At 63.6% G+C, this 11,400-nt stretch carries 13 protein-coding genes and 1 tRNA gene; 8 read left to right on the forward strand and 6 right to left on the reverse strand.

The genetic code is table 11. From position 1 onward, the window contains the following. Window positions 1-105 precede the first annotated feature (105 nt). A tRNA-Leu gene (locus QZY01_RS06785) sits at window positions 106-192 on the forward strand. Between the two features lie 74 nt (window positions 193-266). Here QZY01_RS06785 and QZY01_RS06790 read toward each other — a convergent pair. Together QZY01_RS06790 and QZY01_RS06795 are read right to left on the reverse strand one after the other, a co-directional pair. Further along, complete coding sequence (locus QZY01_RS06790) at window positions 267-491, reverse strand: hypothetical protein (protein ID WP_294534999.1); 225 nt, start codon at window positions 489-491, stop codon at window positions 267-269. Between the two features lie 11 nt (window positions 492-502). After that, window positions 503-1,390: a polysaccharide deacetylase family protein gene (locus QZY01_RS06795; RefSeq protein ID WP_294535001.1), complete on the reverse strand. Its 888-nt coding sequence runs from the start codon at window positions 1,388-1,390 to the stop codon at window positions 503-505. 237 nt (window positions 1,391-1,627) lie between these two features. Between QZY01_RS06795 and QZY01_RS06800 the strand changes: the two genes are divergently transcribed. Further along, window positions 1,628-2,446, forward strand: coding sequence for a GH25 family lysozyme (locus tag QZY01_RS06800; RefSeq protein ID WP_294535003.1), 819 nt, complete (start codon window positions 1,628-1,630; stop codon window positions 2,444-2,446). A gap of 241 nt (window positions 2,447-2,687) precedes the next feature. On the opposite strand, the gene QZY01_RS06805 is transcribed toward QZY01_RS06800, so the two are convergent. After that, window positions 2,688-3,476 carry a YdcF family protein gene (locus QZY01_RS06805; RefSeq protein WP_294535005.1) on the reverse strand — a complete coding sequence of 263 codons (789 nt, stop codon included), beginning with the start codon at window positions 3,474-3,476 and terminating at the stop codon, window positions 2,688-2,690. A gap of 20 nt (window positions 3,477-3,496) precedes the next feature. After that, complete coding sequence (locus QZY01_RS06810) at window positions 3,497-3,787, reverse strand: DUF3253 domain-containing protein (RefSeq protein WP_294535006.1); 291 nt, start codon at window positions 3,785-3,787, stop codon at window positions 3,497-3,499. A 179-nt stretch (window positions 3,788-3,966) separates the two neighbouring features. On the opposite strand from QZY01_RS06810, the gene QZY01_RS06815 reads away from it, so the two are divergent. Continuing rightward, window positions 3,967-4,374 carry a rhodanese-like domain-containing protein gene (locus QZY01_RS06815; RefSeq protein WP_294535008.1) on the forward strand — a complete coding sequence of 136 codons (408 nt, stop codon included), beginning with the start codon at window positions 3,967-3,969 and terminating at the stop codon, window positions 4,372-4,374. Between the two features lie 14 nt (window positions 4,375-4,388). Next, a complete protein-coding gene (locus QZY01_RS06820; protein WP_294535011.1) occupies window positions 4,389-5,030 on the forward strand; it encodes a glutathione S-transferase family protein in 642 nt (213 codons plus the stop codon). 13 nt (window positions 5,031-5,043) lie between these two features. Here QZY01_RS06820 and QZY01_RS06825 read toward each other — a convergent pair whose 3' ends face one another. Then, window positions 5,044-5,811: a DsbA family protein gene (locus QZY01_RS06825; protein WP_294535014.1), complete on the reverse strand. Its 768-nt coding sequence runs from the start codon at window positions 5,809-5,811 to the stop codon at window positions 5,044-5,046. 107 nt (window positions 5,812-5,918) lie between these two features. Between QZY01_RS06825 and QZY01_RS06830 the strand changes: the two genes are divergently transcribed. After that, window positions 5,919-7,088 (forward strand): aminotransferase class I/II-fold pyridoxal phosphate-dependent enzyme, encoded by a 1,170-nt coding sequence (locus tag QZY01_RS06830; protein WP_294535016.1) that lies wholly within the window; start codon window positions 5,919-5,921, stop codon window positions 7,086-7,088. Between the two features lie 15 nt (window positions 7,089-7,103). Here the strand turns inward: QZY01_RS06830 and QZY01_RS06835 are convergent, their stop codons facing one another. Beyond that, on the reverse strand, window positions 7,104-8,603 hold the full coding sequence (locus QZY01_RS06835) for a CoA-acylating methylmalonate-semialdehyde dehydrogenase (protein WP_294535019.1): 1,500 nt from the start codon (window positions 8,601-8,603) through the stop codon (window positions 7,104-7,106). A gap of 253 nt (window positions 8,604-8,856) precedes the next feature. Between QZY01_RS06835 and QZY01_RS06840 the strand changes: the two genes are divergently transcribed. From QZY01_RS06840 to QZY01_RS06850, 3 genes are all read left to right on the forward strand, one after another. Next, window positions 8,857-10,029 carry an acyl-CoA dehydrogenase family protein gene (locus QZY01_RS06840; RefSeq protein ID WP_294535021.1) on the forward strand — a complete coding sequence of 391 codons (1,173 nt, stop codon included), beginning with the start codon at window positions 8,857-8,859 and terminating at the stop codon, window positions 10,027-10,029. A gap of 30 nt (window positions 10,030-10,059) precedes the next feature. After that, the gene (gene mmsB / locus QZY01_RS06845) at window positions 10,060-10,965 is read left to right on the forward strand and encodes a 3-hydroxyisobutyrate dehydrogenase (protein WP_294535024.1); all 906 of its coding nucleotides are present in this window, start codon (window positions 10,060-10,062) and stop codon (window positions 10,963-10,965) included. Beyond that, a partial coding sequence (locus QZY01_RS06850) for an enoyl-CoA hydratase-related protein (RefSeq protein WP_294535027.1) occupies window positions 10,962-11,400 on the forward strand: 439 nt, incomplete at its 3' end. The genes mmsB and QZY01_RS06850, both read left to right, overlap by 4 nt.

The following is an 11,400-nucleotide window of genomic DNA, read 5'->3' on the forward strand; positions in this document are numbered from 1 at the left end:
ACCCCGCCTGGAAGAATCGCCGCCGAACAGCTTGCCACGGCGGAAGCGATTTGTTAGACGACGCGCCTACCGGCGGTTCGGCTTCGGCCAGACCCTTTTATTCCTGCGGCCATGGCGGAATTGGTAGACGCGCTAGCTTGAGGTGCTAGTCCTGTAACCGGGGTGGAGGTTCGAGTCCTCTTGGCCGCACCAATTGAGTCGATGTCGCGATGACGTCGCCGCGTTTTTGCGCGATCCCCTCCCAAAGCTTTTCCGGTCTGCCCGCCTCATTTGGCGTCGAACGGTTTGGCCTCGTTCTGCGGGGTCAGGATCGTGATCGCCGATTTCGGATAGAAAGTCTTGTAACCGCAGAACCGGCATTGCCATTCGAAGGGATCGGGAAGCCCATCGACGAATCCCGGCGGTTCGGGATCGAACAGGATGGTCGAGGTGATGCGGCAGCGCAGGCAGGTCAAGGCCGCGCGAATTTCGCCAGTTGCCGGGCTATCCATGGTTTTTTCCGTCATTCTGGAGGCCTCGGCTTCTCCGGCGCCGGCTCGATCCTTCGGGCCGCCCCGGTCCCTTGCGCCGCGCGCAAATTCCCAAATTGCCTGAAATAGCCCGCCGTCTCGGGTTTCCAGCCGGGCGGGGCCGGGCGGATCGAAGGCGGCGCGTCGCCGGGGACGAGATGGACCAGATGAAAACCCTCCGCCTTGAGCCGCGCCAGCAGCGCGGGCAGCATGTCCGCCGTCCGCTTGTGGATGTCGTGCAGCAGCAAAATGCCGCCGCGCGCGTGGCGCAGCCGTTCCATCGTCAGTTCCAGTTCGGCCTGCGGCGTCATCTTGTTCCAGTCCGAGGCCCAGAGATCGGTCCCGAAGGCTGGCATGTTCCTTTTCGCCAGCGCCTCCAGCAGGGCCGGCGAATCGCCAAAACCGGGAAAGCGGAAGAACTTCGACGCCTTGCCGCCGGCGGCCTTGTCCACCGCCGCGACGCCGCGATCGATATCGGCCAGCGCGGCCTCCAGCGGCAGGCCGGCCAGCGACACCGACGGATGGGAAAAGGAATGATTGGCGACCGTATGGCCCGCGGCGATCTCGCGCCGCACCAGGTCGGGCCGCCCGGCGGCGTTGCGGCCGATCAGAAAAAACGTCGCTTTGGCGCATTGGGCGTCGAGCGCGGCCAGCACGGCGGGCGTGGTCGCCGCCGGGCCGTCGTCGAAGGTCAGGACCACTTCATGGTCCTTGAGGTCGAGGGTTTGCGGATAGGTCTTGAGGCCGAGTTGCGGCGCGCCGCCCACCGCAATCGTGCGCGAGACGCCCAAGACCTCGGGGCCGCAATTTTGCGCGCGCGGGTGGCCCGCGCCGAGACCAGCGAAGAGCAAAGCGGCGATTAACGCTCTGTTTGCCATCATGGCGAAAGTTCCCTTGCGGCGACGCGTCGCTGCGCGGTGAAAAACAGCGGCTGTATTGGCCTCCGGGGCGCTGCAATGCAAGCTCGGCGCCGCGGGAATCGCGGAAAATGAAGGCTTTCATGGCCGCATCGGGAAGGGCGCGGGCGGCGCGCGCCTTGCAAAAGGCTGAAATTTAAGTTCAAGTCGAAGTTGACGCAGTTTAAGGACTCGTTACCGCCTGAGGGGTAATTTGCCCGCATGTGTGAGATTTCGCTTAAAAGTCTTCTGAAAGGCGCGCTGGCCGGAGTCCTTCCCGCCGCGCTGCTTTCGCTTGCCGCCTGCGGGCCGGGCCCTTCCGTCCTGCCCGAGCGGCCGCTGACCGGTTCGCGCTCGGGCGACTACAAGGAAACCGAAGCGACGCAACTGGCGCGCAATTTCGCTATCCACGGCGTCGATGTGTCGAAATACCAGGGCAATGTCGACTGGAACGCGGCGCATGATGCCGGCGTGCAATTCGCCTATATCAAGGCGACCGAGGGCGGCGACCTCATCGATTCGAAATTCTTCCAGAACTGGAACGGCGCCAAGGCGGCGAAACTGCCGCATGGCGCCTATCATTTCGTCTATTGGTGCCGCTCCTGGCAGGAAGAAATGGCGCTGTTCGAAAAGACGGTGCCTGCCGACGCCGACGCCTTGCCTCCGGTGCTCGACGTCGAGGCGACGCCGACCTCGCCGACCTGTCCCCGCCGTCTGCAACGCGATCAGACCCTGCGCGACATCAAGAACATGTTGACCGAGATGGAGCGTTTTTACGGCAAGAAGCCGATCATCTACACCACGGTCGATTTCTACGAGGCGATGTTTTACGACAACGCGCTGGCGGAATATCCGATGTGGATTCGCTCGACCAAGCACCGGCCTTCGGTGAAATACGGCGATCGCGCCTGGCATTTCTGGCAGTACCAGTCGGACGGCTGGGTCAAGGGCATTCCGACCCGCGTCGACCGCAACGCCTTTTACGGCGACGCCAAGGACTGGCAGACCTGGCTCAAGACCAATGGTTTCGCCGCCAACTGAGGGCAGGGGCTTGCGGACGCTTGTCGCATCGCGGTGACGCACGGGCGTTTTGCCTGAATTGTGATGTTAAACCATCAATCTAGCAGGGGGCAAAACGCCCGCGCGCCCTTCGGGTTTGGCCGAAATGGCCGGCTGGCGCCTCGCAAGCCTCGCCAATATCTTACGTTTTGGCTTCGTCTCGCTCCTGCCGTCCGTCTCATTTCGACCAAATCCACGTCGACCCGACAAGTGTCCACAAGCCCTAGGGCGCCGGAAACAGCGCATCCGTTTTGCCGGTCAGCCGGTAGGCGACCAGTCCAACCCATTCGCGCAAGGCGGTCTCGACGTTCTGGATCGCCTGCGCGCCGTCGGCGGGCGGCAGGAAATCGCCCTTCGCGCCTTCGGTGCGGTAATCGACCGGAAAGGCGAGGGGGTTCATCCCCAGGGCGCGGAATATGCCGATCGAGCGCGGCATGTGAAAGGCCGAGGTCACCAATAGCCATTTCTCGTCCCGGCGCGGATGGACGAGGTTTTGCGTGAAGACGGCGTTTTCATAGGTATTGCGCGACGCATCCTCGAACATCATCCGGTTTTCGGGCACGCCGAGTTCGCTCCAGAACCGGTGGGCGGCGGCCGCCTCCCTGTCGCGGTCGTCGATGAGCGAGCCGGAGCCGCCGGAAAACACCAGTAGCGCGTCCGGATAAAGCCGCGCGAGCGCCGCCGCCGCCGTCAGGCGTTCGGCCGCTTCGTTGACGGCGATCTGGCCCCGCGCCTTCGAGATGCGTTCGCTGAGCGCGCCGCCAAGCACGATAATGCCTTTTGGCGGCGCCATGACCGGCGACTGGGTGGGGAAACGGTCTTCGAGCGGCCGCAGCAGCAGCGCGTCGAGGGGCGAAAAGGCGATCAGCGCCAGCCCGGTCGCGGCGGCTGCCGCCAGCTTCAGGCCGAAGGCGCGGCGCGGGGCGAAAAACAGTCCGACGCCAAGCGCGATGAGCAGGAAATGCAGCGGCGAGGCGATAAACCAGAACAGTTTCGACACGATGAAAAACATTTTCACTCCTGCCAGCGGCCTCAGTCGCCACTGGGCAGGCCGAGGCGGTAAACGCCGCGAAAATCATCCGGGTCGACCGGCTTGCCCTTGCGATAGATGACCAGCCTGCCCGCCCGCGCCAGACCGACGGCGCGGCCGCGCACCTGCGGCAGATGGGCGCGCCAGGCGAGATCGTCCTCGTCGCGCTGGCGGGCGTAAAATTTCGCCGCCTCCGCGGGATCGATGGTCTTGCCGGGGCTGGCGGCGGCGCAAAGCGCGAGAATCACTTCGGCGAGGGGGTCGCTTTGGGCCGGGAAATTGTTTTCGGTCATGGGGCCTTTTCGGAAAATCCCGGGCCGGGGTCAAGCGGGCCAAGTTGACGGGCGGGCGGCCATAAGCTCCAATCGAAACGCTTTGTCATTGCGAGGAGCGAAGCGACGAAGCAATCCAGTCGCCTCGTCCCGGCGCCAACTGGATTGCTTCGCTCCGCTCGCGCACGGGAGTCCCTGTCATGCCGTCCCAGATCACCTATGGCGTCGAGCAGATGCTGGCGGAAGCCAACGCCGCCGTCAAAACCCTGACTTTACCCGAGGCGCAGGCCATGCTTGGGCGCGACGACGTGCTGTTCGTCGATCTGCGCGATCCGCGCGAACTGGCGCGCGAGGGGCGCATTCCCGGCGCCTTCCATTGTCCGCGCGGCATGCTCGAATTCTGGATCGATCCGGCCAGTCCCTATGCCAAGCCGCAGTTTCAACAGGACAAGACTTTCGTGTTCTTCTGCGCGGGCGGCCTGCGTTCGGCGCTTTCGGCGGCGGTGGCGCAGAAAATGGGGCTGGCGCCGGTCGCCCATGTCGAGGGCGGCTTTTCCGCCTGGAAAAAATCCGGCGGACCGATAGAGCCGCCCGACCAGAAAACCTGAAAAAGGCACGCGCCATGTCCCTGACGCTGTTCATCGGCAACAAGGCCTATTCCTCCTGGTCGCTGCGTCCTTGGCTGTTGATGCGCACGCTCGACATCCCCTTCGCCGAAGTCGTGACGCCGCTTTATGTCGAGGGCTCGCGCGAAACCCTGCTTCGCGAAGCGCCGACGGGAAAAGTCCCGGTGCTGCGCGACGGCGAAATCGCGGTCTGGGATTCGCTCGCCATCGTCGAATATCTCGCCGAGAAATTTGCCGCCAAAAATGTCTGGCCCAAAGAGGCGCGCGACCGCGCACTGGCGCGTTCGCTCTGCTGCGAAATGCATTCGGGCTTTCAGGCTTTGCGCCAAAGCTGCCCGACCAATTTTCGCCGCGACAGGCGATTGAGCCTGCGCGAGATCGACGCCGCGGCGCAAGCCGATCTCGAGCGGATCGAGGCGATATTCGCCGGCGCGCGGGGGCCGTTTTTGTTCGGCGATTTTTGCGCCGCCGACGCCTTTTTCGCGCCGGTGGCCAGCCGTATCGCGACCTATGCGTTGCCAATCGACCCGGGCGCGGAAAACTATGCCGACGCCATTCTGGCGCTGCCGGCCTTCGCCGACTGGCGCAAAGGCGCGCAGGCGGAGGCGTGGGTCATCGGGAAATGGGAAGGACTATAATCGCTTCTGGCTTTCAGCACACGGTCTTGCCGCATTTGCCGACCGCATCGACCTTGGTCTTCAATTCCGCGAAACCGACCGCGCCGACCACCGCCTCGTCGCCGACGACATAGGACGGGGTGCCGGTCAGGGCCAGCGCATCGGCGATTTTCATCACGTCCTCGATGCCGGCGCGAATGGACGGGTCCTTCAAGTCCTTTTGCAGCCGGTCCATGTCGAGGCCGAGTTCCTTGGCGACGGCGAGCGCCTGCTCGCGGCCGACCGGGCCGCGCGACATCAGCAGTTTCTGGTGAAATTCGAAGAATTTGTCTCCGGAAATCTGCTTGCGGGCGGCCGACGCCACCTGCGCCGCCTCGACCGAATTGGCGCCGAGCACCGGGAAATCCTTGAGCACCACGCGCAGCTCCGGCTCGGCCTTGACGAGGTTGACGAGATCGACCAGCGCGCGTTTGCAATAGCCGCAATTATAATCGAAAAATTCGACCAGCGTGATCTTGCCCTTGGGGTTGCCAATCGTCGCCTGGAAAGGCGAATCGAACAGCGCCTGCTTGTTATTGGCGATGGCGCGGCCGCGCAGATCCGCCTCTTCGACCTTCTGGCGCTTTTCGAGTTCGACCGATACCTCGCGCAGCACTTCGGGATGCGCGAGCAGATAGGAATGGACGATGCCCTCGATCTCGGTCTTCTGGGAGGCGCTGAATTCCGCCGAAACAGCGGGGAGAGAAAATGCGGCGAGGCTCAAGGCGGCGGCGAAGATCGCCTTGCGGCGCAGGTCGAACATGGACAACTCCCGGAGAAAAATCTAACGCTGCTTATGCACTAGAACGGGCTTGGGGTCGAATTGCGGCGCGACCATTCCGACCCCGCAAATTTTTTCGGATGACGCGGATGACCATCGACCAGCTGAAGGCCGCCCGCCGCGCCGCCATCGCGCCTTTCATCGCCATGGACGTCAAGCGCGAGGCGACATTGCTCGAACAGGCCGGCGCGCGAATCGTCCATATGGAAGTGGGCGAGCCGTGCGCGCCGCCGCCGCGCCTCGTGCGCGAGGCGGCGATTGCGGCGCTCGCGGGCGGGCCGGTCGGCTATACCGACGCGCTCGGGCTCGCCTTGCTGCGCCGGCGCATCGCCCGGCATTATGCCGAGACCTATGGCGTCGCGGTCGATCCGCAGCGCGTCGTCGTCACCACCGGCTCGTCGGGCGGCTTCATCATGGCCTTTCTGGCGCTGTTCGACGCCGGCGCCAGGGTGGCGATCCCAAGTCCCGGCTACCCGGCCTATCGCAACATCTTTTCCGCCCTTGGCGTCGAGACGGTGGAACTGCCGGTCGATTCCGGCAATGGCTTCGCGATGACGGCGGCGGCGCTGCGACAAGCCCATGCGGCGCAAAAACTCGACGGCGTGCTGGCGATGAGCCCGGCCAATCCGACCGGCGCGATGATGAGCGACGATTGCTTGCGCGACATTGCGCAATTCTGCGCCGCCGAGGGCGCGCCTTTCATTTCCGACGAAATCTACCACGGCCTGACCTATGCGCGGCCGGCGCGGACCGCGCTGGAATTTTCCGACCGCGCCATCGTGGTCAATTCCTTCTCCAAATATTATTGCATGACCGGCTGGCGGATCGGCTGGCTGGTCGCCCCGCTGGAATTGATTCGCCCGCTGGAGCGGTTGCAGCAATCGCTGGCCATTTCGGCGCCGACCCTGTCGCAGATCGCAGCGGTCGCGGCATTCGACGCCCGCGACGAGTTGGAGGCGGTCAAGGAAGGCTATCGGCGCAACCGCGAAATCCTGCTCGATGGCCTGCCGAACTTAGGATTCGACCGGCTCGCGCCCGCCGATGGCGCGTTCTATCTTTATGCCGACATCAGCCGATTCACCGACGATTCGACGCGATTTTGCCATGACCTGTTGCATCGCGCCGGCGTGGCGGCGACTCCGGGCGTCGATTTCGACCCGCAACGCGGCCATTTGTCGCTGCGTCTGTCCTATGCCGGGGCTCAGGCCGACATGATCGAGGCTCTGGTACGGCTCAAGGGGTTTCTGGCGCGCCGGTGAGCGAAGCTGCCGGGATCAGTTCATCGTCGGGATCACGAAACTCGCGCCATCCTTGACGCCGGAGGGCCAGCGCGCGGTGACGGTCTTGGTCTTGGTGTAGAAGCGCACCGCGTCGGGGCCATGCTGGTTGAGGTCGCCGAAGCCTGAGCGTTTCCAGCCGCCAAAAGTGTAATAGGCGATCGGCACCGGTATCGGCACATTGACGCCGACCATGCCGACATTGACGCGCGAGGCGAAATCGCGGGCGGCGTCGCCGTCGCGGGTGTAGATGGCGACGCCATTGCCATATTCATGGTCGTTGCACAGTTTGAGCGCCGCCTCGTAATTGGCCGCGCGCGCCACCGACAGCACCGGCCCGAAAATCTCTTCCCGGTAGATGCGCATGTCGGAAGTAACCTCGTCGAACAGGCAGCCGCCGAGATAAAAACCCTTTTCATAGCCCTGCATCGAAAAGCCGCGTCCATCGACCAGAAGCTTCGCGCCTTCCTTCTCGCCGATGTCGATATAGGATTTGACCTTGTCGAGATGGGCTTGCGTCACCAGCGGGCCGTAATCGGCGGCAAGATCGGTCGAGGGGCCGATTTTCAGCGCCTCGACACGCGGAATGAGCCGACGGACCAACTCGTCGGCGACGGCCTTGCCGACCGGAACCGCGACCGAGATCGCCATGCAGCGTTCGCCCGCCGAACCATAGCCAGCCCCGATCAAGGCGTCGACGGTCTGGTCGAGATCGGCGTCGGGCATAATCACCATATGGTTTTTCGCGCCGCCAAAGGCCTGCACGCGCTTGCCTTTGGCGCAGCCGCGCGAATAAATATATTCGGCGATGGCGGTCGAACCGACGAAGCCGATGGCCCTGATATCCGGGTCGTCGAGAATGGCGTCCACGGCTTCCTTGTCGCCATTGACGACATTGAGAATGCCGGCGGGCAGGCCAGCCTCGATCATCAGTTCGGCGAGACGCAGCGGCACGCCCGGATCGCGCTCCGAAGGCTTTAGAATGAACGCATTGCCGCAGGCGATGGCCGGGCAGAATTTCCACATCGGGATCATCGCCGGGAAATTGAACGGGGTGACGCCCGCGACGACGCCGAGCGGCTGGCGCATCGAATAAATGTCGATGCCCGGACCGGCGCTGTCGGTATATTCGCCCTTCAGCAGATGCGGGATGCCGATGCAGAATTCCGCCACTTCGAGGCCGCGCTGAATGTCGCCCTTGGCGTCGGGAATGGTCTTGCCATGTTCGCTGGCCAGGAGTGCGGCGAGTTCATCCAGGTTCCGGTTGAGCAGATCGACGAATTTCATCAGCACGCGGGCGCGGCGCTGCGGGTTGGTCGCCGCCCAGTCCGGCTGCGCGGCGCGGGCGTTCTCGACCGCCGCGCGGACCTCGGCCTTCGAGGCCAGCGGCACGCGCGAGATGATTTCGCCGGTCATCGGCTTGTAGGCGTCGGCGAAACGGCCCGAGGCTCCCCGGACATGCTGGCCGCCGATGAAATGAGTGACTTCCGCAACCATGGGCTTTCCTCTCCCGTCTTTTATTGTCGCCGCCGGTTTGAACGAGGCGGCCTCTTGCTTCGATGCACATATACGCCAAACGGTTGTGAGAAAATACGGTTTCGGCGGCGCGGCGTGACGGGATATCTCGGGATTTATGCAGAACGATCGTGCTTTTTGGGGCGTTTCCTCAAGGTCCAATGCTGCTAGGTTCGTCCGCCAGATCAGGCTTCGAAGCCAAGACGAATCAGGGCGTGAAACGCGGGGAGTTCCGATGCTGGACCATTCGGCGCAGGACAAGATCAATCTGTTCGCGCTCAACGACGAGCAGCGCGCCATTTTTGAGATGGCGAGCCAATTCGCGCGCGAGGAACTGGCGCCCAGGGCGCTCGAATGGGACCGGGAGAAGCATTTTCCGCTCGATGTTTTCCGCAAGGCCGGAGAACTCGGCATGGGCGCGATTTACGCGCGCGAGGAATTTGGCGGCTCGGGCCTGACGCGGCTCGACGCCGTGCTGATTTTCGAGGCGCTGGCCGGCGGTTGCCCCACGGTCGCGGCGTTCATCTCGATCCACAATATGACGACCTGGATGATCGACCGTTTCGGCGACGAGGCGCAAAGGGCGCGCTATCTGCCCAAACTCGTGACGATGGAGCATCTCGCCTCCTATTGCCTGACCGAACCGGCCGCGGGCTCCGACGCCGCCGCCTTGCGGATGCTCGCGACCCGCGACGGCGACGGCTACGTGCTCAACGGCGTCAAACAGTTCATTTCGGGCGCCGGAGCCTCCGAACTTTATCTGGTGATGGCGCGAACCGCCGAGACCGGGGCCGCCGGCATTTCCGCCTTTGTCGTCGAAAACGGGACGCCGGGGCTTTCATTCGGCGCCATTGAGAAAAAAATGGGTTGGAACGCCCAGCCGACGCGGCAGGTGATCTGCGAGGATCTGCGTCTGCCCGCCGCCAATCGCCTCGGACCGGAGGGCGCCGGCTTCAAGATCGCCATGGCCGGGCTTGACGGCGGAAGGCTCAATATTTCCGCCTGTTCGCTCGGCGGCGCGCAGAATGCGCTTGAGCGGACGCTGGACTATATGGCGCAACGGCAGGCTTTCGGGCGGCGTCTCGACGAATTCCAGGCCTTGCAGTTCCGCCTCGCCGACATGGCCATCGATCTGGAGGCTTCGCGCTCGTTTCTGTGGCGCGCGGCGAGCGCGCTCGACGCCAAAAATCCCGAGGCGACCAAACTCTGCGCCATGGCGAAAAAATTCGTCACCGACGTCTGTTTCAGGGCAGCCGACGAGGCGCTGCAATTGCACGGCGGCTATGGCTATCTCGCCGAATATGGCGTCGAGAAAATCGTTCGCGACCTGCGCGTGCACCGGATTCTCGAAGGAACCAACGAAATCATGCAACTCATCGTGGCGCGGAGCCTGATCGCCGGAAAATAAGGCGCGCAGCGCCAAAATGGGAGAGGAAAAATGACCAAGATCGCCTTCATCGGATTGGGCAATATGGGGCTTCCCATGGCGGCCAATCTGGTCCGCGCCGGACATGACGTCTCCGGCTTCGATTTTTCCGCCGCCGCCCTGCAACGGGCGTGGGAGGCGGGAATTGCCGGCGCCGAAAGCGGCGCCTCGGCGGCGAAGGGCGCCGAGGTCGTTCTCACCATGCTGCCGATGGGCAAGCATCTGATCGAGGCCTATACCGGCGACAACGGCCTGCTCGCGGCGGCCAATCCCAAAACCCTGTTCATCGATTGCTCGACGGTCGATATTGAAAGCGCCCATGTCGCCCATGAGGCGGCGGCCAAGGCCGGTATGCTGTCGGTGGACGCGCCGGTTTCGGGCGGCGTCGGCGGCGCGACCGCCGGGACCTTGACCTTCATGGTCGGCGCGCTTGATGACGCGTTCAACGCCGCCAAGCCGGTCCTCGCCGCCATGGGCAAGAAAATCGTGCATTGCGGCGACGCCGGCGCAGGGCAGGCGGCGAAAATCTGCAACAACATGATTCTGGGCGTTTCGATGATCGCGGTGTCGGAAGCTTTCGTGCTCGGCGAAAAGCTTGGTCTGTCGCATCGGGCCCTGTTCGACGTGGCCTCCAACTCTTCGGGCCAATGCTGGTCGCTGACTTCCTATTGCCCGGTTCCGGGTCCTGTCGCCACGAGCCCGGCCAATAATTCCTTCAAGCCGGGCTTTGCCGCCGCGCTGATGCTCAAGGATCTGAAATTGTCGCAGGCGGCGGCGGAAAACGCCGGGGCCACGACCGCGCTCGGGCTTCACGCCACAAGGATTTTCGACGCTTTCGTCGCCGCGGGCGGCGCGGATAAGGATTTTTCCGGCGTCATCGAATTTTTGCGCGCCGCGCACGGAGGCTCAAGACCATGAACGCGCTTTCTTTTCCGAGCTTTGAGACCATTCTGGTCGAACAGCGCGGCCGCGTCGGGCTGATCACCCTCAACCGCCCGCAGGCGCTCAACGCGCTCAATGTGCAAAGCGCCATCGACATTACCGGGGCCTTGAAGATTTTCGACGCCAGCGACGACATCGGCTGCATCGTGCTGACGGGATCGCCAAAGGCTTTCGCCGCCGGCGCCGACATCAAGGAAATGCAGGGCCTGAGCTATATGGACGCCCATCGCCTCGACTGGTTTCATCTGTGGGACCTGCTGCCGACCATCCGCGTTCCGATCGTCGCGGCGGTGTCGGGCTATGCGCTCGGCGGCGGTTGCGAACTGGCGATGATGTGCGATTTCATCATCGCCTCGGAGACGGCGAAATTCGGCCAGCCGGAGATCAAGATCGGGGTGATGCCGGCCATCG

It is taken from the genome of uncultured Rhodoblastus sp., from assembly GCF_903903185.1.
Lineage (GTDB): Bacteria > Pseudomonadota > Alphaproteobacteria > Rhizobiales > Beijerinckiaceae > Rhodoblastus.